Annotated in this window: 26 protein-coding genes and 1 riboswitch; of the genes, 7 read left to right on the forward strand and 19 right to left on the reverse strand. The window is 70.0% G+C overall.

All coding sequences use genetic code 11. The features are described 5' to 3' along the window. Window positions 1-27 precede the first annotated feature (27 nt). On the forward strand, window positions 28-582 hold the full coding sequence (locus ACE3OG_RS12790) for a hypothetical protein (RefSeq protein ID WP_374309233.1): 555 nt from the start codon (window positions 28-30) through the stop codon (window positions 580-582). A 19-nt stretch (window positions 583-601) separates the two neighbouring features. On the opposite strand, the gene ACE3OG_RS12795 is transcribed toward ACE3OG_RS12790, so the two are convergent. Continuing rightward, entirely contained in the window at window positions 602-1,804 is a 1,203-nt protein-coding gene (locus ACE3OG_RS12795; protein ID WP_374309235.1) for a pyridoxal phosphate-dependent aminotransferase, read from the reverse strand. Between the two features lie 306 nt (window positions 1,805-2,110). Here ACE3OG_RS12795 and ACE3OG_RS12800 point away from each other — a divergent pair, with 306 nt between their 5' ends. After that, the gene (locus ACE3OG_RS12800; RefSeq protein WP_374309236.1) at window positions 2,111-2,332 is read left to right on the forward strand and encodes a hypothetical protein; all 222 of its coding nucleotides are present in this window, start codon (window positions 2,111-2,113) and stop codon (window positions 2,330-2,332) included. A gap of 136 nt (window positions 2,333-2,468) precedes the next feature. Here the strand turns inward: ACE3OG_RS12800 and dapB are convergent, their stop codons facing one another. Then, window positions 2,469-3,281 carry a 4-hydroxy-tetrahydrodipicolinate reductase gene (gene dapB, locus ACE3OG_RS12805; protein ID WP_374309237.1) on the reverse strand — a complete coding sequence of 271 codons (813 nt, stop codon included), beginning with the start codon at window positions 3,279-3,281 and terminating at the stop codon, window positions 2,469-2,471. Between the two features lie 182 nt (window positions 3,282-3,463). Here dapB and ACE3OG_RS12810 point away from each other — a divergent pair, with 182 nt between their 5' ends. The 5 genes from ACE3OG_RS12810 (at window position 3,464) to ACE3OG_RS12830 (ending at window position 6,576) form a co-directional block, all read left to right on the forward strand. After that, window positions 3,464-4,408 carry a metallophosphoesterase gene (locus tag ACE3OG_RS12810; RefSeq protein WP_374309238.1) on the forward strand — a complete coding sequence of 315 codons (945 nt, stop codon included), beginning with the start codon at window positions 3,464-3,466 and terminating at the stop codon, window positions 4,406-4,408. A 16-nt stretch (window positions 4,409-4,424) separates the two neighbouring features. Next, window positions 4,425-4,778, forward strand: a complete 354-nt coding sequence (locus ACE3OG_RS12815; RefSeq protein ID WP_374309239.1) for a cupredoxin family copper-binding protein — start codon at window positions 4,425-4,427, stop codon at window positions 4,776-4,778. Next, entirely contained in the window at window positions 4,775-5,446 is a 672-nt protein-coding gene (locus ACE3OG_RS12820) for a sigma-70 family RNA polymerase sigma factor (RefSeq protein ID WP_374309240.1), read from the forward strand. Before ACE3OG_RS12815 ends, ACE3OG_RS12820 begins: the two co-directional genes overlap by 4 nt. Beyond that, a complete protein-coding gene (locus ACE3OG_RS12825; protein ID WP_374309241.1) occupies window positions 5,443-6,219 on the forward strand; it encodes an anti-sigma factor in 777 nt (258 codons plus the stop codon). The genes ACE3OG_RS12820 and ACE3OG_RS12825 overlap by 4 nt, the downstream gene beginning before the upstream one ends. A gap of 114 nt (window positions 6,220-6,333) precedes the next feature. Next, window positions 6,334-6,576: a hypothetical protein gene (locus tag ACE3OG_RS12830; protein ID WP_374309242.1), complete on the forward strand. Its 243-nt coding sequence runs from the start codon at window positions 6,334-6,336 to the stop codon at window positions 6,574-6,576. A 155-nt stretch (window positions 6,577-6,731) separates the two neighbouring features. Here ACE3OG_RS12830 and ACE3OG_RS12835 read toward each other — a convergent pair whose 3' ends face one another. The 17 genes from ACE3OG_RS12835 to ACE3OG_RS12915 all read right to left on the reverse strand — a co-directional run bounded on the left by ACE3OG_RS12835 (window position 6,732) and on the right by ACE3OG_RS12915 (window position 23,413). Beyond that, on the reverse strand, window positions 6,732-7,931 hold the full coding sequence (locus ACE3OG_RS12835; RefSeq protein ID WP_374309243.1) for a PHB depolymerase family esterase: 1,200 nt from the start codon (window positions 7,929-7,931) through the stop codon (window positions 6,732-6,734). A gap of 55 nt (window positions 7,932-7,986) precedes the next feature. Next, window positions 7,987-8,406: a CopG family transcriptional regulator gene (locus ACE3OG_RS12840; protein ID WP_374309244.1), complete on the reverse strand. Its 420-nt coding sequence runs from the start codon at window positions 8,404-8,406 to the stop codon at window positions 7,987-7,989. A gap of 324 nt (window positions 8,407-8,730) precedes the next feature. Then, window positions 8,731-10,287, reverse strand: coding sequence for an aminomethyl-transferring glycine dehydrogenase subunit GcvPB (gene gcvPB, locus ACE3OG_RS12845; protein ID WP_374309245.1), 1,557 nt, complete (start codon window positions 10,285-10,287; stop codon window positions 8,731-8,733). A gap of 1 nt (window position 10,288) precedes the next feature. Next, entirely contained in the window at window positions 10,289-11,629 is a 1,341-nt protein-coding gene (gcvPA, locus tag ACE3OG_RS12850; RefSeq protein WP_374309246.1) for an aminomethyl-transferring glycine dehydrogenase subunit GcvPA, read from the reverse strand. Window positions 11,630-11,680: 51 nt separating this feature from the next. Further along, complete coding sequence (gene gcvH, locus ACE3OG_RS12855) at window positions 11,681-12,061, reverse strand: glycine cleavage system protein GcvH (protein WP_374309247.1); 381 nt, start codon at window positions 12,059-12,061, stop codon at window positions 11,681-11,683. Then, on the reverse strand, window positions 12,061-13,191 hold the full coding sequence (gene gcvT / locus ACE3OG_RS12860) for a glycine cleavage system aminomethyltransferase GcvT (RefSeq protein WP_374309248.1): 1,131 nt from the start codon (window positions 13,189-13,191) through the stop codon (window positions 12,061-12,063). The genes gcvH and gcvT overlap by 1 nt, the downstream gene beginning before the upstream one ends. Before the next feature lie 184 nt (window positions 13,192-13,375). Beyond that, window positions 13,376-13,467, reverse strand: a riboswitch (glycine riboswitch). Between the two features lie 109 nt (window positions 13,468-13,576). Further along, window positions 13,577-14,239 (reverse strand): hypothetical protein, encoded by a 663-nt coding sequence (locus ACE3OG_RS12865; protein ID WP_374309249.1) that lies wholly within the window; start codon window positions 14,237-14,239, stop codon window positions 13,577-13,579. A gap of 157 nt (window positions 14,240-14,396) precedes the next feature. Beyond that, window positions 14,397-15,713, reverse strand: a complete 1,317-nt coding sequence (locus tag ACE3OG_RS12870) for a glycosyltransferase family 2 protein (protein WP_374309251.1) — start codon at window positions 15,711-15,713, stop codon at window positions 14,397-14,399. A 180-nt stretch (window positions 15,714-15,893) separates the two neighbouring features. Continuing rightward, window positions 15,894-16,718, reverse strand: coding sequence for an SDR family NAD(P)-dependent oxidoreductase (locus ACE3OG_RS12875; protein WP_374309253.1), 825 nt, complete (start codon window positions 16,716-16,718; stop codon window positions 15,894-15,896). Beyond that, on the reverse strand, window positions 16,715-17,146 hold the full coding sequence (locus ACE3OG_RS12880; protein ID WP_374309255.1) for a MaoC family dehydratase: 432 nt from the start codon (window positions 17,144-17,146) through the stop codon (window positions 16,715-16,717). The genes ACE3OG_RS12875 and ACE3OG_RS12880 overlap by 4 nt, the downstream gene beginning before the upstream one ends. Continuing rightward, the gene (locus tag ACE3OG_RS12885) at window positions 17,146-17,565 is read right to left on the reverse strand and encodes a hypothetical protein (RefSeq protein WP_374309257.1); all 420 of its coding nucleotides are present in this window, start codon (window positions 17,563-17,565) and stop codon (window positions 17,146-17,148) included. Before ACE3OG_RS12885 ends, ACE3OG_RS12880 begins: the two co-directional genes overlap by 1 nt. Beyond that, entirely contained in the window at window positions 17,562-18,782 is a 1,221-nt protein-coding gene (locus ACE3OG_RS12890) for a beta-ketoacyl synthase (protein WP_374309259.1), read from the reverse strand. Before ACE3OG_RS12890 ends, ACE3OG_RS12885 begins: the two co-directional genes overlap by 4 nt. A gap of 2 nt (window positions 18,783-18,784) precedes the next feature. Next, complete coding sequence (locus tag ACE3OG_RS12895) at window positions 18,785-19,054, reverse strand: acyl carrier protein (protein WP_374309261.1); 270 nt, start codon at window positions 19,052-19,054, stop codon at window positions 18,785-18,787. Window positions 19,055-19,159: 105 nt separating this feature from the next. After that, window positions 19,160-19,714, reverse strand: a complete 555-nt coding sequence (locus ACE3OG_RS12900) for a L,D-transpeptidase (protein ID WP_374309263.1) — start codon at window positions 19,712-19,714, stop codon at window positions 19,160-19,162. 89 nt (window positions 19,715-19,803) lie between these two features. Continuing rightward, window positions 19,804-21,741 carry an acetate--CoA ligase gene (gene acs, locus ACE3OG_RS12905; RefSeq protein WP_374309265.1) on the reverse strand — a complete coding sequence of 646 codons (1,938 nt, stop codon included), beginning with the start codon at window positions 21,739-21,741 and terminating at the stop codon, window positions 19,804-19,806. A gap of 125 nt (window positions 21,742-21,866) precedes the next feature. Beyond that, window positions 21,867-22,502 (reverse strand): invasion associated locus B family protein, encoded by a 636-nt coding sequence (locus tag ACE3OG_RS12910; protein ID WP_374309267.1) that lies wholly within the window; start codon window positions 22,500-22,502, stop codon window positions 21,867-21,869. A 167-nt stretch (window positions 22,503-22,669) separates the two neighbouring features. Further along, entirely contained in the window at window positions 22,670-23,413 is a 744-nt protein-coding gene (locus ACE3OG_RS12915) for a DUF1223 domain-containing protein (RefSeq protein ID WP_374309269.1), read from the reverse strand. Window positions 23,414-23,448 lie beyond the last annotated feature (35 nt).

A 23,448-nucleotide genomic window follows, 5' to 3' on the forward strand; every position in this document is an offset into this window, starting at 1 on the left:
CGGCGCATGGACGCGAAAGAGGGCCCCATGCTGCGCGGCGGACGGACGCGGGAGGACGAGGCGAGCGGCCGAGGCCGGGGCTGCGCCGACGCCTTCGCGCGGCTCGAGCGCTTCAACGCCGCCCTGCTCGCCGCCGACAGCGCCACCGCGCTGCTCGAGCGCTGGTGCGGCGGCGCGGTGGCGGCGCGGCGCGCCTCCGGCGGGCTGAAAGCCGCCACGCGGGCGCAGCGGGCGCGGCTCGAGATTGGCGTCAATGAAGCGGTGCTCTACCGCGCCGTGACCCTCGCCAGCGCCGCGAACGCGCTGTGCGAGGCGCAGAACTGGTACGTTCCGCACCGGCTGGGCGCCGACGTCCTCGCCGTTCTCGACGCCAGCGACACGCCGTTCGGGCGCGCCATCGCCGGGCTGCGCCCGACGCGCGAGACGCTCGGCGTCGAATTCCTCATCGACCGGAAGCGTTTTCCAAGCGCGCCCGACGCGCCGGCGCTGCGCCACCGGGCTTTGGTGCGCGACGCCTCGGGCCGCCCCTTCGCGGAGGTCGACGAGGTCTATCTCTGCGCGATCCTCGCCTTCGAGCCTTAGCGCCGCGCGACGCCGACGCTCAGTCGAGGCTCGCGCAAAAACGCTGGATCTTCGCGCAGGCGTCCTCGAGCAGCGCCGTCGAGGTCGCATAGGAGATGCGGAAATTGGGGCCGAGGCCGAACGCCGAGCCCTGCACCACAGCGACGCCTTCCGCCTCGAGCAGCTCCGAGACGAAATCCTCGTCGGTGGCGATGGTCTTGCCCTGCGGGGTCTTCCGGCCGATCGCGTCGGCGCAGGACGGATAGACGTAGAAGGCGCCCTCCGGCGTCGGGCAGCGCAGATGCTTCGCCTGGTTGAGCATGGAGACGACGAGGTCGCGGCGTCCCTCGAAGACCTTGCGCCGCTCGCCGATGAAGTCCTGCGGGCCGTTGAGCGCCTCGACACAGGCCCATTGCGCGATCGAGCAGGCGCCCGAGGTCTGCTGGCCCTGCAGCGTCTCCATGGCCCGTATGAGCTCGGCCGGCCCGCCGGCGAAGCCGATGCGCCAGCCGGTCATGGCGTAGGATTTCGAGACGCCGTTCATGGTCAGCGTGCGGGAGGCGAGCTTCGGCTCGACCTGCGCCGGCGTGACGAAATCGAACTCGCCGTAGACGAGATGCTCGTAGATGTCGTCGGTCAGGACCCAGACATGCTCGTGGCGCAGAAGGACGTCGGTCAGCGCCTTCATCTCGTCGCGCGAATAGGCGGCGCCGGAGGGGTTCGAAGGAGAGTTGAGGAGAACCCATTTGGTCTTCGGCGTGATCGCGCGCTCGAGCGCGTCGGGACGCAGCTTGAAGCCGTCCTCAAGGCGCGTCTCGACGGCGACGGGCCGCCCGCCGGCGATGAGGACCATGTCCGGGTAGCTCACCCAATAGGGCGCGGGAATGATCACCTCGTCGCCCGGATTGACCGTGGCGAGGAAGGCGTTGAACAGGATGTGCTTGCCGCCCGTGCCGACGATGATCTGCGATAGCGCGTAGTCGAGCCCGTTCTCGCGGCGGAACTTCGCGGCGATCGCCTCGCGCAGCTGAGGAATTCCGGCGACCGGGGTGTATTTCGTATCGCCGCGGCGGATCGCGGCGATCGCCGCCTCCTTCACATTGTCGGGCGTGTCGAAATCCGGCTCGCCCACCGAGAGCGAGGTCACGTCGCGGCCCTGCGCCCTGAGGTCGCGCGCCTTCTGCGTGACCGCGATGGTCGCGGAGGGCTTCACGCGCCCGAGGGCGTCGGCGATGAACGGCATGGGTTCGGGCTCCGGCGGTTGTCGGCGGGAGCATTAAGCGCCAATCCCCGGCGAAACAATCCCACGACGCCCGGGCCGGCGCGCGGCGCCGGCTTCGACGCCGCCGCGCCTGTTTCCGTTAACCTATTAACCCTGAAACCTTTTCGCCGGACTCCACGTTGCCGCGTCAAACGCTTCTTTACCGGCTCCGCCCTATTTGAGCCGCAAATCGCGCCACGTGCGGCCTCGCACGCGCGTCGCAGGTTGGAAGCGGCATCTTGGCGCAGTGAGAACGGCGACAGGGCCGATGGAGGCTGGAGCGCGGCTATGTCTATCGCGAACTATTTCGACGACGGCCGCGACGCCGGCTTCGTGCGCAGCTACGATCTTCAGTCGGCGCGGCGACAGCTGCAGGTGTCGCTGACGCTGGTGGCGGTGATGACGCTCGCCGTGCTCGCGCTTGCGCTCATGACCGGATTCGGCGCGAAGACGTCCGGCGCGCAGCCGGCGACGGCGCGCGGCGTGGAGATTCGCGTCGCTCAATCGTGACTGGACAAAAATTCCAACTTTCATCAAACTGACAAATGAACTTCCTAAAGGCCCCCGGGAAGCTCGCTTCAAAGGCCGCGCTTCGCAAGAGGCGCGGCCTCGTCGTTAGCGGCGGCTCGACGTCGGCGCCGCCGCTTCAGCCGCCGAGCCCCAGCACGTCGCGCATCGAATAAAGGCCCGCCTTCCGGTCCCTGCCCCACAACGCGGCCTTGAGCGCGCCGCGCGCGAAAATGGCGCGGTCCTCCGCGACATGGGAGAGGCCAAGCCGCTCGCCGGCGCCGGCGAAAATGACGCTGTGCTCGCCGACCACCGTGCCGCCGCGCAGCGTCGCGAAGCCGATCGCCCCCTCGGGGCGGGGTCCGGTATGGCCGTCGCGCGCGCGCACCGCCTTTTCCGAAAGATCGACGTGCAGGCCCCTGGCGGCGGCCTCGCCGAGCAGCAGCGCCGTGCCTGACGGCGCGTCGACCTTGCGGCGATGATGCATCTCGACGATCTCGACGTCGAAGTCGGGGCCGAGCGCCCTCGCCGCCTGCTCGACCAGCGCCGCCATGACATTGACGCCAAGGCTCATGTTGCCCGAGCGGACGATCACGGCGTGCCGCGCGGCGGCGGAAAGGCGCTGCAAGTCGTCGGCGGAGAATCCCGTCGTGCCGATGACGTGGACGACGCGGGCCTGCGCCGCGAGCGCCGCGAGCTCGAGCGTGCCTTTGGGCGAGGTGAAGTCGAGGATCCCGTCGGTGTGAACCACCGCTTGCAACGGATCGTCGGTCACCGCGACGCCGAGCGCGCCAAGGCCTGCGAGGTCTCCCGCGTCCCGGCCGAGTTCCGGCGAGCCCGCCCGCGCGAGCGCGCCGACGAGGCTGACGCCCTTCGCCTCGGCGACGACGCGGATCAGGGCGCGGCCCATCCGGCCCGGCGCTCCGGCGACGACGAGGCGCATCTTGGTCATCGAACATCTCCTTCGCCGCGCCGGGCGATCTCGAGCGGCGCGCGACTTGTTAGGCCGGCCGGGCCGCCCCCGCAAGGCCGCGGTCCGCCGCGAAATTCGCCGCCGTCGGGAATAAAGGCGCGCCTCGCGCCGTCTTCGCTTCCTGAAAGGGGCGCGTCGCGCCCCGAAGCGGAGAAACGGCGATGCGGGACGGGAACAGGGGAACGGCGGGCGAGGGCGGCGTCGACCGGCGCGGCTTTCTCGAGTGCATGCGATGGGCCGGCGCCGGCCTCATATGGACGGCGGGCGGCGGCCTGCCGCGCGCGGCCCTCCTCGGCTCGGCGCTCGCCGAGCCCGCGCCGTTCTCCTTCGCGCAGATCAGCGACAGCCATATCGGCTTTTCGAAGCCCGCGAACCCCGACGCGCGCGCGACGCTCGTCGAGGCGATCGACAGGATCAGGGCGCTGCCGCAGGCGCCCGACTTCATGATCCACACCGGCGACGTGACGCATCTGTCGAAGGCGCAGGAGTTCGACGACGCGGAACAGATCATCAAGAGGGCCGGAATTCCCGTCTTCTATGTTCCGGGCGAGCATGACGTCATCGACGAGGACCGCGGAAAGCTGTTCCTCGCGCGCCACGGAGAGGGTTCGCAGGGCGCCGGCTGGCGCAGCTTCGACGCGCGGGGACTTCATTTCATCGGCCTCGTCAACGTCGTCGATCTGCAGGGCGGCGGGCTCGGCGCCCTGGGCCAGGAGCAGCTCGACTGGCTCGCGCGGGACGTCGCCGGCCTTTCGGCGTCGACGCCGATCGTGGTGTTCGCCCATATTCCGCTGTGGCTCATCTATCCGGACTGGGGCTGGGGCACGGCCGACGCGGCGCAGGCGCTCGCCCTGCTCGCCCGCTTCGGCTCGGTCACGGTGCTGAACGGCCATATCCATCAGATCATGCAGAAGGTCGAAGGCAAGGTCGCCTTCCATACGGCGCGCTCGACCGCCTTTCCGCAGCCGGCGCCGGGCGCCGCGCCCTCGCCCGGTCCGATGCTGGTTCCGGCCGGAGAGCTGCGCAAGTCGCTCGGCGTCGCGAGCGTGACCTTCAGGCGCTCGGACGAGGCGCTCGCCATCGTCGACACGCCGCTCGAAGGCTAGCCGCATGAGGGCCGTCATGACCTATCGCAACGACGGGACGCCGGCGCTCCGGCGCCTCATATGCGGCGGCGCGCTTCTCGCCTGCCTCTGCGCGGCCGGCGGCGCCGCAGCGCAGGAGGCGAGCGTGACGATCGACAATTTCTCCTTCAACCCGCAGGAGCTCGTCGTCGCGCCGGGCGACCGGGTGACATGGATAAATCACGACGACATCCCGCATACCGTCTTCGGCGCGGCCGAGGGGCTGCGCTCGGGCCCGCTCGACTCGGACGAGCGCTTCTCCTTCACGTTCGCCGCGGAAGGCGAGTATGCGTATATCTGCTCGCTTCATCCGCATATGGCGGGAAAGATCATTGTGAAAGGGCGCAGATGACCGCCTGCCTCGCCATGGACCGCGCTGGCGGCGCGGCGGCGCCCCGGCGGGCGGGCGGGCTCCAGGCGCTCGCCGCCGCCGGAGCGTTCATTCTGGCGCAGGCGGCCGCCGCCTTCGCGCGCGCGAGGCCCGAGGCCGGGCTGAAGGGCGCCGAGCGCGAGCGCTTCCGCCTGTTGGTGCTGCCGCATCTCGACGCGGCCTACACGCTCGCGCGCTATCTTTCGCGCGACCCCGACGCGGCGCAGGACATCACGCAGGAGGCGTTCCTGCGCGCCCTGCGCGGCTTCGCCGGCTTTCGCGGAGAGGCGGCGCGGCCCTGGCTGTTCGCCATCGTCCGCAATTGCTGCCATGACTGGCGCGCCCGCCGCGGCGCCGCGGCGCAGGCGGAGAACGACGGCGTCGAGGCCGTCGCCGACGAGGCGGACGACCCGGAGGAGAGCCTATTGCGCGCGGGCGTCTCCGACGGCGTGCGCCGCACGCTGTCGCGCCTGCCGGAGGCGTTCCGCGAGGTTCTCGTGCTGCGCGAGATCGAGGATCTGTCCTACCGCGAGATCGCCGAGGTCGTCGGCGCGCCGATCGGCACGGTGATGTCGCGCCTTTCGCGCGCGCGCCAGCTGTTCGGCGAGTTCTGGCGCGGCGAAGACGCCGACGTGGGAGAAGCCCCGTGAGCGCGCCGCAATCTCCCTGCCCCGGCCGGGAGGCCGCGCTGGAAGCCCTCCTCGACGGCGAGCTCGACGTCCAGCACGCGGTGGAGATCGAGCGCCATGTCGAAACCTGCCCGGGCTGCGCCGCCCATATCGAGGCGCGGCGCGCGCTCCGCGCGTTGATCGGCGCGCGCGCCCCCCGCTGGCGCGCGCCCGACGCGTTGCGCGCGAACGTCCTCGCCGCGATCGAGGGCGAGCGCGGACGCGGCGCGCGACCTGCGGCGCTTCTCGACCGGCTCGGACGCTGGAGCCTTCTCCCCTCGGCGGCCCTCCTCGCCGCCTCCCTGACGCTCGTCATCGGCCCGCTTCAGCGCGCGAGCCCGCTGCAAGGCGAGATCGTCGCAAGCCATGTCCGTTCGCTGCTCGCCGACCATCTCACCGACGTCGTTTCGTCCGACCGCCATACGGTCAAGCCGTGGTTCGCCGGCCGGATCGATTTTTCTCCCCCTGTCATAGACCTCGCCGCGCAGGGCTTTCCGCTGCGCGGCGGGCGGGTCGATTATCTCGACGGCCGCACCGTCGCCGCGCTCGTGTATGAACACGGCCGCCACGTCGTGAACGTGCTGGTCTGGCCGGCGGCGCCGGGCGCGGCGGACGCGCCGCCCGTCGAGACGACGCGCGAAGGCTTCAACCTGCTTGGCTGGACGCAGGGCGGCCTCACGTTCTGGGCGATCTCCGACGCCGCGCCGCAGGAGCTGCGCGCGCTCCAGCAGGCGTTTTCCGCCACGTCCCGGTAGAGTCGGAGCGCAATAAAATCTGCGCGGCGACCAGACGACGGGGAATAAAACATGGTCCATCTCGGTCTCTATCACAGTTTCGCAAGCAACTTGATGGGAGATGGAGAGAAGACAATGAACACAGCGATTGGATTGAGCCTCGGCCTCGCCCTTCTCGCCTCCGGCGCCGGCGTGGCGAAACCTCTCGACCCGGCGCATCGCGCGCATGCGCCGCGCGAATACTACGGCATCGTCAGGCAAGCGTCGCCGGAAGGCGTCTCGACGTCGCGGCTCGGCGCTCCCTCCGGCGGGACGATCGGCCGGGAGGACGCCGCGCGTCCCTTCGCGCCCGAAGGCCCCGACAATGTCTCCGATTGAACCGGCTCGCGCCGATCGTTCGTGAGCTGGAGCGCGTTCGCGATCCCGGACAGGTCGAGCGCGCTCCAGACCCATGTCGAGATCGGCGCGAACCGTTCCCGCTCCGGGCGCGCCATCAGGCGCCCGAAGCGGCGTTCCGCATGCGGTTTCTGAATTCAGTCCATGAAGAAGCGCAGCATCTCCCGCGAGGCGTCAGGTCCCGCGGGATCGGTGTAGGAGCCCTCGGGATAGCCGCCCGACCAGGCGTGGCCGAGGCCGGGCATCGACCAGTATTCGACCTGCGGCGCGCCGCTCGCGTCGGCGATGACGATGCGCTCGTAAGGCGCGCCGCCGGCGGTTAGCCCGCGTTCGACGGTTTCGCGCGCGCCCTCGATCCCGGCGCGGGCGACCGAGACGATCGTTTCGGCGTTCGCGGGATGCACCGTCCGGTCGGCCCCGCCCTGGAACACGATGGTGCGCACGTTCGCCTGCGGCGGCTCCGTCCCCTGAAGGGTCGCGCCGTGCTTCATCGCGGCGAGCGCGGAGGGAAAGTCCGTCGCCGCGCCGCAATGCAGGCCGGAATGGATCCCGACGGCCTTGTAGAGGTCGGGATAGGCGACGGCGAGGATCGCGGCCATGGCGCCGCCGGCCGACATGCCGGCGACGAAGACCTGCTCCACGTCGACCGGAAAATCCTCCATGATCTCGCGCGTGACGCCGGCGATGATCGCCGGCTCGCCCGACTCGCGGATCTGGTCCTTGGCCTTGAACCAGTTCCAGCAGCCCATGTGATTGGAGCTCGAGGACTGGCGCGGATAAGCGACGAGGAAGCCGCGCTCCTCGGCGAGCGCGTTCATGCCGGTGCCGAGCGCGAAATCGTCGGCGTCCTGCGTGCAGCCGTGCAGCATGACGACGAGCGGCATGGGCGCGCCGCGCGCCGCAGCGCTCGGAACGAACAGCTTGTAGCGCCTTGAGCCCGCCGCGCATGAGAAGGAGCGGTTGACGAAGCGCGCGCCCTGCGCGTCGGCGGGGGCCTCCGGCGCCGGCGCCTCGCCGAACAGCGTGGCGGAGACGCGCTCGCGCAGGACGTCGAGGGCGGCGTTGACGCCGAGCCCGGCGCCGACCGCGTCAAGCGTCGCGCCGAAGCTCGAGGCGAAGCCGCCGTCAGAGGCGGCCGGCGCGGCGGAGTCGATCGGCGGCGCGGCGGAGGCCGAAACGACCGTCGCCTGCGGTTCGAAAGGGCGCGCGGCCGGCGCCGACGCCTCGCGCGGAGCGGCGCCCAGCGCCTCCTGAATCACGCGGGTCGCTTCGTCGGGACGTTGGCTCGCGGTGAGCGCGACGGCCTTGCGCAGCGCGCCATCGAGTACGGTCTTCATTGCTCCGGTCCCTTTCGAAACTGCGGCCAGAAGCTGCCCTGAAATGTCGCCCATCTCAGCGCAGCCTGTCGGCGAGCGCGGCCTTGACCGCCTTGCCGGCCTGGAGCGTCCCAAGCACCGTCAGCGACTTGATGGTCGCGCAGGCGAGCTCGGCCGGGACGTCCGCGGCGATGATCGCGAGGCCGATGACGTTGACGCTGAGCATCTCGCCGGCGGCCTGAACTTTCTCCAGATCCTCCCTGCTGTAATGCCTCAGCCCGACCTCGAGGGTCTCGCGCACCATGGTCCGCCTGACCTCGTCCGCATGCTGCCTGATCTCGTTGCGGATCGCCGTGCGGATCAGGTCGGTCCGGTTGGAGTAGAAGCCCTCCCTGACGAGGAGGTCGATCTGGCCGAGATCCACATGCCCGAGATTGATGGTGATCTTTTCGCTGTCCGGGGTTCTGTCCCGTAGGCGCACGATCTCGGCTGTCATGGTCCCCTCCATCCATATGGATGGTATATGGATGGATTCTGCTTATTTTGCAACTGCGAAATGCAAACGCCGCCGTCCTCGCTCTGGTTCAGCCCACGCCGGCGGCGAATTCGTGACAAGCATGTCAATTTTGGCGCCGCCGGCGCAACATCTCGTGACGACGCCGCAAGCCGCGAGAGCACGGACGATGCTAGTGAGCTTTTGGTGAACGGAAGGTGAAGAAGCGCACCGCCGGAGGCGGCGCCGGCGGCGGACGCGAAAAAGCGGGACGGCGCAGCCGTCCCGCTTCGTCGGAAGCGACCTGAAATCAGAAGGGAAGCGGAGTCACCCGCCCGAAGGCGGCGTCCATTTCAGGATCGGCTTGCGCGCCGCCCGCGTCTCGTCGACGCGTCCGCGCGGCGCATGGCGCGGCGCCTGCGAAAAGCGCTCCACGTCGCCCTCGAGCGCGCTGAAGGCGAGGTCGCGCAACGTCGCGACGAAAAGGTCGAGCGAGGCCTTGCTCTCGGATTCGGTCGGCTCGACCAGCATCGCGCCATGGACGACGAGCGGGAAGTAGATCGTCATCGGGTGGTAGCCCTCGTCGATCATCGCCTTGGCGAAGTCGAGCGTCGAGACGCCGGTCCCCTTGAGCCACGCCTCGTCGAACAGGACCTCGTGCATGCAGATCTGGTCGCCGAACGGCTGCGACATCAGGTCCTTGAGGCTGGCGCGCAGATAGTTGGCGTTGAGCACGGCGTCCTCGGTCGCCTGCGCCATCCCGTCGGAGCCGTGCGAGATCATATAGGCGAAGGCGCGCACGAACATGCCCATCTGGCCATGGAACGCCGCCATGCGGCCGAACGACCGCGAGCCGGGCTCGACCTGCTCCACGAGGGCGATCCGCTCCCCGTCGCGGCGCACGAAGGGGATCGGCGCGAAGGGCGCGAGGCGGGCCGAGAACACCACCGGGCCCGCGCCCGGGCCGCCGCCGCCGTGCGGCGTCGAGAAGGTCTTGTGCAGGTTGATGTGCATGGCGTCGACGCCGAGGTCGCCGGGCCGGACTTTGCCGACGAGGGCGTTGAAATTGGCCCCGTCGCAATAGAAATAGGCTCCCGCCGCATGGACCGCCTCGGCGATCTCGACGACGTCGCGCTCGAACAGGCCGCAGGTGTTCGGGTTGGTCAGCATGAGCGCCGCGACGTCGGCGCCGAGCCGCGCCTTCAGCGCCGCGAGGTCGACGCGCCCGTCGGCGCCGCAGGGAACGACGCGGGCCTCGAAGCCGACGAGCGCGGCGCTCGCCGGATTGGTGCCGTGGGCGGAATCGGGCGCCAGCACGACGCGACGCGAGGCGGCTTCGCCGCGCGCCTCGATCGCCGCCTTGATCGCCATCATGCCGCAGGCCTCGCCATGCGCGCCGGCGCGCGGCGACAGCGCCGCCGCCGCCATGCCGGTCATCTCCATGAGCCAATGGGCGAGCTCGTCCATCAGTTCGAGCGCGCCGCGCACGGTCGAGGCCGGCTGCAGCGGATGGACGTCGCAAAAGCCCGGCAGCCGCGCCGCCGCCTCGTTGAAGCGGGGATTGTGCTTCATCGTGCAGGAGCCGAGCGGATAGAGATTGGCGTCGATCGAATAGTTCTTCTGCGACAGCCGCACGTAATGGCGCACCGCCTCCGGCTCGCTGAGGCCCGGCAGGCCGATCGGGTCCGCGCGCTCGAGGCCGCCGAGGCGGTCGTCGAAGGGCGCCGGCTCGTCGAGGTCGACGCCGGTCGTCTCCGGGCGGCCGATCTCGAAGATCAGCGGCTCCTCGAAGCTGAGGCCGCGGGCGCCGGAGAAACCGCGCGCGGCGGCGAAATCATCGGCGAATTCGTTGCGCGCGAGGGGCAGGCGTTCGGGCTTGTTCATGTCAGGCGATCTCCCTCAGAGCGTTCGCGAAGGCGGCGCGGTCCTCGTCCGTGTTGACCTCGCTCGAGGCGACGAGCAGCAGATCGTCGAGATCCTCGCCCGGCCATAGCCGCGAGACGGGGACGCCGGCAAGCACGCCCTTCTGGGCGAGATGCTCGACGATCTCCGCCGCGGGACCCGGCACGCGCACCGTGAATTCGTTGAAGAAGGTCCTGTTGAGCACCTCGACGCCGAAGATTCCCGAAAAGCGCTCGGCGAGGTCGACGGCGTTGGCGTGGTTGATGCGGGCGAGCCGGCGCAGCCCGGCCTCGCCGAGCAGGGTCAGGTGGATCGAGAAGGCGAGGCTGCACAGGCCGGCGTTGGTGCAGATGCTCGAGGTCGCCTTCTCGCGCCTGATGTGCTGCTCGCGCGTCGACAGCGTCAGCGCGAAGGCCCGCCGCCCCTCGACGTCCACCGTCTCCCCGGCGAGGCGGCCGGGCGTTTGCCGCACATATTTCGAGCGCGTCGCGAACAGCCCGACATAGGGGCCGCCGAAATTGAGCCCGACGCCGAGCGACTGGCCCTCGCCGGCGACGATGTCGGCGCCCATTTCGCCGGGCGCCTTGACGAGCCCGAGCGAGACGGCCTCGGCGACGACGGCGACGAGCAGCGCGCCCCTGGCGTGGGCCGCGGCGGCGATGGGGGAAAGATCGCGCAGATTGCCGAAGGCGTCCGGGTTCTGCACGACGACGCAGGAGGTCTCCTCGTCGATCGCGCCGGCGAGGTCTTCGGTCGCGAAGACGTCGACGGGAAGGCTCGCGGCCTCGGCGCCGCTCATCGCGCAGAGCGTGCGCACGGACGCGGCGTAATGGGGATGCAGCGCGCCCGAAAGCAGCGCCTTGCGCCGTCCGGTGATCCGATGCGCCATCAGCACGGCTTCGACGCAGGCCGTCGAGCCGTCGTACATCGAGGCGTTGGCGACGTCCATGGCGGTCAGCGCCGCGACCTGGCTCTGGAACTCGAAGCTCGCCTGCAGCGTGCCCTGCGAAATCTCCGGCTGGTAGGGCGTGTAGCTCGTCAGGAACTCCGAGCGCTGGATCAGATGGTCGACGCTCGCCGGAATGTGATGCTTGTAGGCGCCGGCGCCGACGAAGAACGGGACGGCGGACGCCGGCAGGTTGCGGCCGGCCATGTCGGCGAGGAGCCGCTGCGCCTCCATCTCGCCGCGCCGCTTCGGCAGGTCGAGCAGGCGCGTCAGGCGCTTGTCTTCGGGGATTTCATGAAACAGCTCCTCGATCGAGGAGACGCCGACGCGCGCCAGCATGTCGGCGCGGTCTTCGGACGTGTGGGGCAGATAGCGCATGGAGTTCCGATCAAGTTGCGGTTGATCTTTGGCGGCCGCGCGGTCGAATGGTCAGTCGAGCGTCTTCACGAAGGCCGCATAGGCGTCCTCGTCCATCAGGGCGTCGATCTGCGACGGGTCCGACAGGCGCAGCTTCAGGAACCAGCCGGCGCCGGCCGGATCCTCGTTGACGAGCGCCGGCGTCTCCTCGAGCGCCGCGTTGACCTCGATCACCTCGCCGGAGGCCGGGGCGTTGACGCCGCTCGCCGCCTTGACGCTCTCGACGACGGCGGCCTCGGCCCCCTTCTCGACCCTGGCGCCGATTTTCGGCAGCTCGACGAAGACGACGTCGCCGAGCTGCGACTGGGCGTAGTCGGTGATCCCGACGACCGCCGCGCCGTCCTCGGCGAGGCGGACATATTCATGATCGCGGGTGAAGCGCAGGCCTGGCATCAGACTTCCCTGACATAGCGGTGAGGAACGAAAGGAAGGGCGACGAGGCTCGCGTCGAGCCTGCGTCCGCGCGCGAGAAGGGCGACGCGCGCGCCGACGCGCGCCTCCCCCGTCTCGACATAGCCCATGGCGATCGGGCGCGAGAGGCTCGGCGCATAGCCGCCCGAGGTGAGGACGCCGATGGCGCGCCCGTCCGGCGCCTCGACCGCCGCGCCCTCGCGCGCGGGCTGACGTCCCTCGACGAGGAAGCCGACGCGCTTGCGCGACGGGCCCTCGCTCAAGGCCCTGGCGACGCGCGAAAAACCCGGGAAGCCGCCCTCGGCGCGCCGGCGCCGGGAGATCGACCAGGCGAGGCCAGCCTCGACGGGATCGGTCGAGGCGTCAATGTCGTGGCCGCACAGCGGCAGGCCCGCCTCGAGCCGCAGCGAATCGCGCGCCCCGAGCCCGATCGGGCGCACGCGCGGGTCGGCGAGCAGAGCGCGCGCGAACGCCTCCGCGAAATCGGCGGGCAGGGAAATCTCGAAGCCGTCCTCGCCGGTGTAGCCCGAGCGCGAGACGAAGAGCCGGCGCCCGCCCGCCTCGAAATCGCCGCCCGTCATGAAGGCGAGCTTCTCGACGCCGGGCAGATGGGCGCGCAGCGCGTCGGCCGCCTGCGGCCCCTGCAGCGCGAGAAGGGCGCGATCCTTGAGCGGGGTCAGCGCGAGGGCGGGCAGCGCGGCGCGTATATGGGCGAAATCGACGCGCTTGCCGGCGGCGTTGACGACGAGCAGCAGGCGCTGCGCGCCGCCTGCGTCGGGCAGGCGCGTCGCCATCAGATCGTCGAGGATTCCGCCCGCCTCGTCGAGGAGCTGGGTGTAGCGCATGCGGCCCGGCGCGAGGCTGCGGAGGTCGCCGGGAACGAGACGCTCGAAGGCTTCGAGCGCGCCTTCGCCCTCGAGCAGGGCCTGCCCCATGTGCGAGACGTCGAACAGGCCGGCGCCGGCCCGCGCGTGCAGATGCTCGGCGATGACGCCGTCCGGATACTGGACGGGCATCTCATAGCCGGCGAAGGCGACGAGGCGCGCGCCGAGGGAAAGATGGAGATCGAAAAGGGGAGTGCGCGCGAGCGCGCCGGCGTGCTCGACAGTCATGCGACCTCGACGAAGCAAAAACGGGACGCGCGGTCGCCCGCGCGATGTTTCTGCCCCCTCTGTCCTTTGACCTGAGAGCGTTCCCTCGACGCCTTGGCGCCATCCCGCAGGATGACGCCCGAAGCTGCGGCGAGGCTGCCTCCTTCGGTGGAGCCTTCCGGGGAAGACCCGCTTTCCAGAGCGTCACCTCCCAGCGGTCCTGGGGCCTGAGCGATTCCGGGGGCGGTTGCGCCTTCGGCGCCGGCGACATGCGCCGGACTCTTCCGCTAGGAGGAAATGACAGGATTTATATTGAGGCCGCGCGCCCCGTTGTCAACGCCGGCCGCGCCGTCCCCGACTTAAGACGTAGGCGGTCCGCGTCTGCGCGGACGTCGACGTCTCCTGGTCAGCGCTTCTTGCGCGGCGCCGCGCCGGCCGCCTTCGCGCCCGCCTCGTCGAGACCGACCTTGATCGTGTAGTCGTCCTCGGCGTGGTCCTGGGTGTAGGGCGCGAGCAGCGGGTCCGTCACCACCGAGAATTCGGCCTCCGCCTCGCCGGCGGGAATCGTCGCCGTGGCGTGAAACAGCTTGCTGACGATGACGTCGTTGTCGCGGTTGTTGACCACGGCGACGCGCACGGGAACGGAGAAGGAGCCGGGCTGGCCCGCGGGGCCGAGCAGCACATGGCCGGCGACGCCGACCTTGAAGGCGATCTCGTCGCCCTGCATCGCGCATTCGCGCACGGCGTCGGTGATGGCGATCTGGCTGCGCAGGTTCTGGTTGGTCTGCGGGGTTCCGGCGTAGGACTGGATCGCCGCCGTGCCGTCGAGCACGATGATCTCCGGGCAGAACAGCTTGCGTCCGCCCGATTCGCGCGCCTTGCCTTCGGCCTTCTCCTTCTCGGTGTGGTAGGTGAAGAACTCCTTCCAGTCGAAGGAGTGGAACCCGTCCAGCCAGCCTTGCGCGTGAAGCTGCGACGCGCCGGCGAGGAGGCTGGCGAGCACGAGCGCGGCGGCTGGAAAGCGCGCCGCGCGCCGCGCGGCCGGCGCCGATTTCATGCACAGCTGCATCTTCGCGTTTCCTCGTTTCGTGTTTCCGGCTTCACATCCTTGCGCGCCGCGGCGAAAGCCTGGCGCGCAGATCAAAGCGGCGGATTTCAAACGAAAACCCGGCGCTTTTTCGGCGCCGGGCGTCGGATTCGAGCGCCGCCGCGCGGCGGGCGCGGCCTCAGATGCGCGCCGAAGGCTCGCTTGCGGCGGGAAGGGCGACTGATTTCGGAGTCCGCGTCCAGGTGTCCTCGCCGCCGAAGACGGTCTTCAGGATCGAGGGCGCGTTGGACAGGCTCACGAAGATCATGAGCGGGGTGAGCGAGGCGAGCGTCGCGAGATAGCGCGAGGCGGAGCCGCGGCGCAGCACGAGATAGGGGGTCAGCGTCATGCCCACCGCCACCACGGCGATGAGGGCGGCGATCATGCCGATCACCGGCGCGTAGGCGGCGGCGTCGCCCTGGCGCAGCAGGATGCTGGCGGACATCGAGCCGATGGCGACGGCGGCGCAGGGGTAGAAGGTCTGCACCAGAATGAGCGGCATGGCGGAAATCTTGCGGCGCAGCGGCCAGTCCGACTCCCAGACCTGCTTCATGAGCTTGCGCGCCACCTGCACGAAGCCGTTCGACCAGCGCCGCTGCTGCACCCGCCAGTGGCGGACCTGGTCAGGCACGAGGCCGGGAACGGCCGGCTCCATGGCGAACAGCCCGCGCCATCCGGCGAGCTCGGCGCGCACGGTGAGGTCGAGGTCCTCGCACAGCGAATCGGAGGACCAGCCGCCGGCGGCCTCGATCGCGGCGCGCCGCCACACGCCGGCGGTGCCGTTGAACTGGAACAGCCAGCCGGCGCGGTAGCGGGTCGCCTGCTCCAGCACGTAATGGGCGTCGAGCATCAGCCCCTGCGCGCGCGTCAGCCAGTTGGAGCCGGCGTTGGCGAATTCGCAGCGCGACTGGATGAAGCTCGCGCGCGGATCGGCGATCAGCGCCGGCATGACCTTGCGCAGCCAGTTCGACGGCGGACGGAAATCGACGTCGAGGATCGCGACATAGGGCGCGGTCGACTGGGCGAGGCCGACGGCGAGCGCGCCGGCCTTATAGCCCGAGCGGTCCGAGCGGCGCAGGTGATGGACGTGGAAGCCGCGGTCGCGCATCTCGCCGACCACGCGGGCGGCGGCGGCGACGGAAGCCTCGTCGGTCGAATCGTCGAGGAGCTGGACGTGTAGCCGATCGCGCGGCCAGTCGAGCGCCGAGGCGCAGCGCAGCGCGCCGACCACCGTCTCGGGCTCGTTGAAGACGGGTATCTGCACCAGCACCGACGGCAGGTCGGCGTCGGTCAGGATCAGTTGGCGCAGCGGCCGGCCGAACGGGCGCCCGCGCATCTTCTCGAAGACGTTGATCCCGATGAGGGCGATGAAGCCGCCGGCGACGAACACGAGGCCCGCGACCGAAACGGCCAGCACGGAGTCGCTCGCAAGCGTCAGAAGGTTGATGAAGTCCAAAACGCGCTCCTGCGGCCCTCGGCCTTCTTCTGGAGGGGGAGGCCGTCGAGCATGGTGATCGCGCGAATCCGGGCTTCGGAACAAGCAAAGTTTTGCAACAGATTGTTGCAGGACTTGAGACTCGTGATAGCGAAAAATCTTAAGCTTACCAAGGCCTTAAAAGGGCCTTATTCGCCTAACTCAAGCTTGCTCGCGCGGCGGCGCAACATCTCCCGCCTCCCGCTCGGCGATGTGCGGCGCCTTGACGCTTATCCGCGCGAAGATGCGGTCGACGAGGCGCGCCGGCAGCACGCGCGACAGGCGCGTCGCGGCGTAGAGCGCGAGGGGGAAGGCGATCGTCGCCCTGCCCCGGTCGAGGCCGCGGCGAATGATCCGCGCCGCCTGCGCGTCCGACATCTCGAGCGGCTTCATCGTCTCGATCGAATCGTTGAGCGGCGTCTTGACGAAGCCGGCGACGATCAGGCTGACCGTGACGCCCGCGCGCTCCAGCCGGCCGCGCAGCGATTCGGCGTAGGCGTGGACGCCCGCCTTGGACACGCAATAGGCCGGAGCGTAGGGAAGGCCGCGCAGCCCGGCCATCGATCCGACCATGGCGATCTGGCCGCGCCCGCGCGCGCACATCGCGCCAAGAAGCGGCTCGACGGTGTTGAGGACGCCGTAGAGATTGACCGCGAGCAGCGCCCGCGCCGCCTCGGGATCCTCGTAGAGCTCGCCGGGCTCGAGGCCCGTGGTGACGCCGGCGTTGGCGACGACGAGGCCGATCTCGTCCCTTGCGTCCTCGGCGCGCAGAAAGCTCTCCATGGCGGCGCGGTCGCGCACGTCAAGGCGCGCCGCGACGACCTCGGCGCCCTTTTCGCGCGCGGCGGCGGCCGCCTGCGCGAGCCGGGCCTCGTCGCGGCCGACGAGGACGAGCCGCGCTCCCGGCCCGGCGTATTCGAGCGCCAGCGCGCGGCCGATGCCGCTCGAGGCGCCGGTGACGACGACGCGGCCGCGGCGCGCCGTCATTTCGCGAGATCGTCCCGTGCGGAAACCTCGCCGAGCACGGCGAGCTCGCCGTTTTCGCCATGGGCCGTCACGCGCAGCAGCATCTCGTCGCCGGGAGCGGCGGGCGCGCGGGCGACGCGGCCCGTGACGCGCACCGCCCCGCCGACGGCGATCGGGCGCAGGAACTTCGCCGAGAGGCGCAGGATCTCGACGCCGGGGCGCCAGCGGCGCAGCGCCGGCTCGAACAGACTCATCATCAGGACGCCATGGACCGGCGGCGCGTCGAGACCCGCGGCGACGGCGACGGCGGGATCGAGATGGAGCGGATTGTCGTCGCCGGAGGCGAGCGCGTAGGCGCAAAGGCGCGCCGCGTCGATCGGGCCGAACCAATGCTCGCCGATCCGCTCGCCCGTCTCGACCGACCGGGCGTCGTCGATCAGCGCGCCCATCAGGCGCGTCCGGCGTCGACGAGGCGCAGCACCGTCTCGAAGCCGGCGCAGGGCGCGGGCTCCTCGCCCTCGAAGATGGCGCAGGAGACGGTCAGGCGCTCCGGCGCGCTCGTGCGGCGGAACTCGAAGTCGAGCCGGTAGTCAGCGTCCCGCCGCAGGGCGCGCTCGTAGGAGAAGCTCTGGCCCTCGTGCACGGGCAGCACGCCTTCGCCGCCGAGCATGGCGGAAAGGCTCGGGCGCACCTGCGGCAGGGTCAGCCAGCGGAACGGATAGGTCGCGGGAAGGCCGTCCGCGCCCAAGCCGTCAACGCGATCGTCGAGGCAGGCGGCGCGGAAGGCCTCCACCGCCGCCGTCTCGGCGCGCACGCGCACGCCGTCGAGGCGCAGGACAGCCGGCGAGCCGGCGTCCCGCCCGCTCACGCCGCCGCCTTGCGCACGACGAGGCTGGCGTTGACGCCGCCGAAGGCGAAGGAGTTCGACAAGGCCGCGTCGATGCGCATGGGGCGCGCCTCGTTCGGAATGGCGTCGACCGGGCATTTCGGGTCCGGATCACGCCAGTTGATCGTCGGCGGCGCGATGTTTTCGCGCAGCGCGCCGACGGTGACGACGAGCTCGAGGGCGCCGCCGGCGCCGAGCCCATGCCCGTGGATCGGCTTGGTCGAGGAGATCGGCAGCCGCGGCAGGCGCGCGCCGAAGATCCGTCCGAGCGCCTCGGCCTCGGTCGCGTCGTTAACCGTCGTGCCCGTGCCGTGGGCGTTGACGTAGTCGATCGCCCCGGGCTCGAGCCCTGCGTCGACGAGCGCGAGGCGCATGCATTCGGTCGCCCCCACGACGTCGGGACGAACCTGATCCTTGGCGTCGGCGGTCGTGCCGTAGCCGGCGAGCTCGGCGAGGGGCTCGGCGCCGCGCGCGCGCGCGGCCTCCTCGGCTTCGAGGATGAACACCGCGGCGCCCGCCCCGAGAATCATGCCGTTGCGCCCCCTGGAGAAGGGACGGCAGGCGTCGGGGGTGAGCACGCGCAGCGCCTCCCAGGCGAGCATCGAGCTGTTGGTGACGCAATCCTCGGCGCCGCCGACGATGGCGCGGTCGACCATGCCGGCGCGGATCATCTGCGTCCCGAGGCCGATCGCCTGCGTCGCCGAGGAGCAGGCGCTGGCCACCGCGAAGCACGGGCCGGTCGCGCCGTAGCGGATCGAGACGTTGCAGGCCGGCGAGGAGGGAATGAGCTTCGGCACGGTGAGCGGGCCGGGCCGGCCCTGCTCGACGAGGACGAGATGCAGCCCGTCCTCGAGCGTGTGCATGCCGCCGACGCCGGTGCCGATGATCGAGGCCGTGCGTCCGCCCATGCGCTCACGGCGCGACAGGCCCGCCTGCGCGACCGCCTCGTCTGCGGCGACGAGCAGATAGGTCGTCACCGGGTCGCAGAACGGCAGCAGCTCGGGCTCGAGATGCGCGCTCGCGTCGAAGCCCTGCACCTGCGCCGAGATCTTGATGCGGCCGCGATAGGGGCGCACGAACTGCGTCTCGCGGACGCAGGAGCGCCCGTCGCGAGCGGCGCGCCAGAGCGCCTGCGCGCCAACTCCCGCCGCCGACACCGCGCCCATGCCGGTGACGACGACCCGCCGCGTTGCGCCCATGGTCAGGATTTTTCTTTGATGATGTAGGCGGCGATGGCGTCGATCAGGCTCTTGACGTCCTTCGCCTCATGGAACGGGCCGTCCATCGGGATATAGACGTCGAACTTGTCCTCGATCGCGGTGAGGATCATGACGATGTCGATCGACTTCAGGTCGAGGCTTTCGATCGTCGCGTCGGGCGTGACCTTCTCGCGGTCGATCATGCCTTCCTTGCAGATCACATCGACGATCTGGTTGACGAGATCCGCCTGATCGAGCGCCTTCGTGTCCAAACGGTTTCTCCCAAGCCGCAGCGAGCGCGGCCGTCGCCGGCCGGCGCGCGAAGATAGAGTGCTTTAAGCCAAAGCCTCCCGGAAATAAAGCCCGCCGCCCTCAGGTCACGGCAGCGCGACGACCGGGGCGCCGACGGCGACGCGGCCGAACAGGTCGAGCACGTCCTCGTCGTACATGCGGATGCAGCCATAGGAGGCGGCCGCCCCGATCGAGGCGCGCATCGCCTTCGTCGTGCCGTGGATGGCGAGGTCGTCGCGCCCGAGCACGATCGCCGCGGCGCCCATCGGGTTGCGCGGCGAGCCTCCGGGAATGAAGCGGGCCATGCCCGGATGGTCCGCGCGCACGTCCGGCGGCGGCGACCAGGACGGCCGCCGGTATTTGGCGACGACCTGCGTCCGTCCGCTCCACTGCTTGCCGGCGCGCCCGACCGCGACCGGGTAGCGGATGGCGCGTCCCGCGCCGGTCACGAAATAGAGGGCGCGGGCGCCCTGGGCGATGACGATCGCGCCGGCGGGATAGGGTTCGGGGAAGCTCACCGGCTCGCCGGCGCGCGCCGCGCCGAGGCCGGGCGTCGCGGCCGCCAGGACAACCGTCAGGACAGCCGCCAGAAGCGTCGCCGCGCCGGCGGCCGAGCGACGGGAAGGCGCGCGCTTGCGCATCGGCCGGCTCCGCTCTCGAACGCGCGCCGCGGGCGCGGGAGGCGATTGAGGCCGCGTCCCGGACCTGCGGCCCGGGACGCGGAGACGCTTCAGTTGGCGCGTTCGCGGATGAGGTCGTCGACCACCGACGGATCGGCGAGCGTCGAGGTGTCGCCGAGCGCCGAGAACTCCTTCTCGGCGATCTTGCGCAGGATGCGGCGCATGATCTTGCCCGAGCGGGTCTTCGGCAGGCCGGGCGCGAAATGGACGACGTCGGGCGAGGCGATCGGGCCGATGTCCTTGCGCACCCAGGTGATGAGCTCCTTGCGCAGCTCGTCGCTCGGCTCGACGCCGGTCATCAGCGTGACATAGGCGTAGATGCCCTGCCCCTTGACGTCGTGCGGGTAGCCGACGACCGCGGCCTCGGCGACCTTCTCATGGGCGACGAGCGAGCTCTCGACCTCGGCGGTGCCGAGGCGATGGCCGGACACGTTGATGACGTCGTCGACGCGGCCGGTGATCCAGTAATAGCCGTCCTCGTCGCGCCGGCAGCCGTCGCCGGTGAAGTATTTGCCCGGATAGGCCGAGAAATAGGACTGCACGAAGCGCTCGTGGTCGTTGTAGAGCGTGCGCATCTGCGACGGCCAGGAGTCGGCGATGACGAGGTTGCCGGTGCACGCGCCCTCAAGGACTACGCCCTGGGCGTCGACCACCTGCGGCTGGACGCCGAAGAAGGGATTGGTCGCCGAGCCCGGCTTCAGCGGCGTCGCGCCGGGCAGCGGCGCGATCAGGATGCCGCCGGTCTCGGTCTGCCACCAGGTGTCGACGATCGGGCAGCGCCCATCGCCGACGACGCGATAGTACCACTCCCAGGCCTCCGGGTTGATCGGCTCGCCGACCGAGCCGAGCAGGCGCAGGCTCTTGCGGCTCGTGCCCTTGACGAGCTCGTCGCCGGCGCCCATCAGCGAGCGGATCGCCGTCGGCGCGGTGTAGAAGATGCTGACCTGGTGCTTGTCGACCACGTCCCAGAACCGGGCGGCGGTCGGATAGGTCGGCACGCCCTCGAACATCAGCGTGATCGCGCCGTTGGCGAGCGGGCCGTAGACGATGTAGCTGTGCCCGGTGACCCAGCCGACGTCGGCGGTGCACCAGTACACGTCGCCGGGATGATAGTCGAAAATGTACTGATGCGTCATCGAGACGTTGACGAGATAGCCGCCGGTGGTGTGGACGACGCCCTTGGGCGCGCCGGTCGAGCCCGAGGTGAACAGGATGAACAGCGGATCCTCGGCGTTCATCGGCTCGGGATCGCACTCGGCCGAGACCTTGGCCGTCGCCTCGTGCAGCCAGACGTCGCGCCCTTCGACCCAGGCGACCTTGCCGCCGGTGCGGCGCACGACGAGCATGGTCTCGACGATGCCGCCGACCTTCTTGACGGCGGCGTCGGCGTTGACCTTGAGCGGCACCTTGCGGCCGCCGCGCAGGCCCTCGTCGGCGGTGATGACCAGCTTGGACTTGCAGCCCTCGATGCGGCCGGCGAGCGAATCGGCCGAGAAGCCGCCGAAGACGATCGAATGGATCGCGCCGATGCGGGCGCAGGCCAGCATGGCGTAGGCCGCCTCGGGGATCATCGGCAGGTAGATGGTGACGGTGTCGCCCTTGCCGACGCCGTAGTGCTTCAGCACGTTGGCGAGGCGGCAGACCTCGGCGTGCAGCTCGCGATAGGTGATATGGCGCGAGTCGCCCGGGTCGTCGCCCTCGAAGATGATGGCGGTCTGGTCGCCCTTCGAGGCGAGGTGCCGGTCGAGGCAGTTCATGGAGACGTTGGTGACGCCGTCCTCGAACCATTTGATCGAGACGTTGTGCGGATCGAAGGAGGTGTTCTTGACCTTGGTGTACGGCTTGATCCAGTCGATGCGCTTGCCGTGCTCGCCCCAGAAGGCGTCGGGATCGTTCACCGACTGCGCATACATAGCCTTGTACTTGTCCGCGTCGACGTAGGCGCTCGCGCTCCACGCCTGAGGGACCGGATAGACCTTCTCCGCCATTTTGATGTTCCTCCCGGGACGGCGCTGCGCGCCTTGTTAGGCTGACGTCAGTATGCGCTAAGGAAGGCCGTGCTTCAAAGCGGATAAAGCGTCTCGTTCACGAGCGTTTTCAACGCTTCTATTGTTTAAGGGCATTCTTTTTGAACTTTGTCCAATGCCTGCGATATCCCCGAAAGGGAGTAGACGTCGGTCGTCACGTTGCCCTTGGCCGACGGCGCCTTGACGATGAGCTTCGAGCCTTTCTTCAGCGCCTCGACGAAGGCGGCCTCCTCGGCCGGGTTCTTGATCCAGGCGTTCGCCCCCTTGGCGACGAGGGCGAAATTCGTCCCGCCGACGTCGGCCCTGGACTCGGCGCCCTCCTTGATCGAGAAGCCCATGATGATCGACACTTCGCCGCGCACCTTCTCGGCCGGGCGATACGAGATGAACACATAGGCCGGGTCGCGCTTGAGCTTCGCCGGCTGGCGCTCCTTCGGCGTCGCCAGCGCGTAGCAGGTCTTGTCCTTGGCGCCCTGGGCGACGAAGACCCCCCAGTCCCCGAAGGTTCCGACCTGCTGCGGCTTGCCGGGCTTCTTGTCGTCCTTCGCGTCCTCGGGCTCCGCCGCCTTCTTCTTCTTTTCGGCGCGGGCGACCACGACGCCGGACGCCTTGCGCGCGCCGGCCTGGCCCGCGGCCTCGCCCGCCGGCGACGCGGCGGCCGCGCCGCACAGCGCGGCGCAGACGATCAGAACGGAGGCGCCGGTCAAAATGCGGAAAGTCATGGTCGTGAAAGGCTCCTGCCGGTCCATGGCCGCGACGTCCGCGGCGGGGACTGTAAGCGCGGTCGCCGTCGCTTATAGGACGCAAGCTCCGCCGGAGAAAGGGCGGCGGGACGCGCGCGCGGCGAATTGCGGCGAAAATGGACGATTTCCGAAGCCGGCGGACTTGTTCAGAAGCCAGCGGACTTGGCGGCGGCGAGAATGGCGCCGGGACGTCCCTGCGAGCCCCGCTGCACCAGCACCACGTAGCCTTCGCCCTCGACGCGGGCGTCGGGCGCGCGGAAGCTCGCCGCCGCGCCGCTCCACACGCCAAGGTCGGAAACCTGACGCACCACGTTGGTGTATGAGATCTTGCGGCCGGCGTTCTCGCCGCGGCCGATCTGCACGCTCATCTGGCGCGCGACGCGCACGAGGAGCACGACGGCCGGCCCCCCAGGGCCGTCCGGAACGTCGACCACCACCGCGCCGTCGGCGACGCCGGCGCGCAGGCCGAGCGACATCGCCCCGTCGCGCCCGCGCGTCGAGGCCATCGCCGCCTCGATCTCCTTGCGGTCGCTGCCCACCGCTCCCGCGACGCCGTTGACGATCGCCTGCGGCGTGTAGGCGTGATGCTCGCCCATCACGCCGGCGTAAGCGCGCTGGCGCGCCGCGTTGGCGGGGACGGCCAGCGTGTCCTTCCAGCCGATGTAATCCCAGTAATCCACTGAAAAAGACATGGCGGCGACGTCCTGCCGACGCGCCAGCGAGGCGAGCAGCGCGTCGGCCGGCGGGCAGAAGGCGCACCCCTGGCTCGTAAAGAGCTCGACGACGCAAGAAACCGGAACAAGGGAGGACGCCGCCGAGCCCGGCGAGACGGCGGCGAGGATGAAAATGAGGGCGCCCGCAAAGGTCCCGCGCGCGGCTCGACCACGCAATGTCGTACGAATTCTTTCAACAAAAGCCATTGATT

This window comes from Methylocella sp. (assembly GCF_041905455.1).
Taxonomy (GTDB): domain Bacteria; phylum Pseudomonadota; class Alphaproteobacteria; order Rhizobiales; family Beijerinckiaceae; genus Methylocapsa.

Excerpts from the sequence above, each read along its gene's own strand:
- ACE3OG_RS12810 (WP_374309238.1), top strand. The coding sequence starts at position 3,464 with ATGCGGGACGGGAACAGGGGAACGGCGGGCGAGGGCGGCGTCGACCGG.
- ACE3OG_RS12910 (WP_374309267.1), bottom strand. The coding sequence starts at position 22,502 with ATGACTTTCCGCATTTTGACCGGCGCCTCCGTTCTGATCGTCTGCGCC.
- gcvT (WP_374309248.1), bottom strand. The coding sequence starts at position 13,191 with ATGACTGTCGAGCACGCCGGCGCGCTCGCGCGCACTCCCCTTTTCGAT.
- ACE3OG_RS12880 (WP_374309255.1), bottom strand. The coding sequence starts at position 17,146 with ATGGGCGCGCTGATCGACGACGCCCGGTCGGTCGAGACGGGCGAGCGG.
- ACE3OG_RS12835 (WP_374309243.1), bottom strand. The coding sequence starts at position 7,931 with ATGAAGACCGTACTCGATGGCGCGCTGCGCAAGGCCGTCGCGCTCACC.
- ACE3OG_RS12795 (WP_374309235.1), bottom strand. The coding sequence starts at position 1,804 with ATGCCGTTCATCGCCGACGCCCTCGGGCGCGTGAAGCCCTCCGCGACC.
- ACE3OG_RS12840 (WP_374309244.1), bottom strand. The coding sequence starts at position 8,406 with ATGACAGCCGAGATCGTGCGCCTACGGGACAGAACCCCGGACAGCGAA.
- ACE3OG_RS12830 (WP_374309242.1), top strand. The coding sequence starts at position 6,334 with ATGAACACAGCGATTGGATTGAGCCTCGGCCTCGCCCTTCTCGCCTCC.
- ACE3OG_RS12875 (WP_374309253.1), bottom strand. The coding sequence starts at position 16,718 with ATGACGGCGCGCCGCGGCCGCGTCGTCGTCACCGGCGCCTCGAGCGGC.
- ACE3OG_RS12865 (WP_374309249.1), bottom strand. The coding sequence starts at position 14,239 with ATGCAGCTGTGCATGAAATCGGCGCCGGCCGCGCGGCGCGCGGCGCGC.
- dapB (WP_374309237.1), bottom strand. The coding sequence starts at position 3,281 with ATGACCAAGATGCGCCTCGTCGTCGCCGGAGCGCCGGGCCGGATGGGC.
- ACE3OG_RS12815 (WP_374309239.1), top strand. The coding sequence starts at position 4,425 with ATGACCTATCGCAACGACGGGACGCCGGCGCTCCGGCGCCTCATATGC.
- ACE3OG_RS12790 (WP_374309233.1), top strand. The coding sequence starts at position 28 with ATGCTGCGCGGCGGACGGACGCGGGAGGACGAGGCGAGCGGCCGAGGC.
- acs (WP_374309265.1), bottom strand. The coding sequence starts at position 21,741 with ATGGCGGAGAAGGTCTATCCGGTCCCTCAGGCGTGGAGCGCGAGCGCC.
- ACE3OG_RS12900 (WP_374309263.1), bottom strand. The coding sequence starts at position 19,714 with ATGCGCAAGCGCGCGCCTTCCCGTCGCTCGGCCGCCGGCGCGGCGACG.
- ACE3OG_RS12800 (WP_374309236.1), top strand. The coding sequence starts at position 2,111 with ATGTCTATCGCGAACTATTTCGACGACGGCCGCGACGCCGGCTTCGTG.
- ACE3OG_RS12890 (WP_374309259.1), bottom strand. The coding sequence starts at position 18,782 with ATGGGCGCAACGCGGCGGGTCGTCGTCACCGGCATGGGCGCGGTGTCG.
- gcvH (WP_374309247.1), bottom strand. The coding sequence starts at position 12,061 with ATGCCAGGCCTGCGCTTCACCCGCGATCATGAATATGTCCGCCTCGCC.
- ACE3OG_RS12820 (WP_374309240.1), top strand. The coding sequence starts at position 4,775 with ATGACCGCCTGCCTCGCCATGGACCGCGCTGGCGGCGCGGCGGCGCCC.
- gcvPA (WP_374309246.1), bottom strand. The coding sequence starts at position 11,629 with ATGCGCTATCTGCCCCACACGTCCGAAGACCGCGCCGACATGCTGGCG.
- gcvPB (WP_374309245.1), bottom strand. The coding sequence starts at position 10,287 with ATGAACAAGCCCGAACGCCTGCCCCTCGCGCGCAACGAATTCGCCGAT.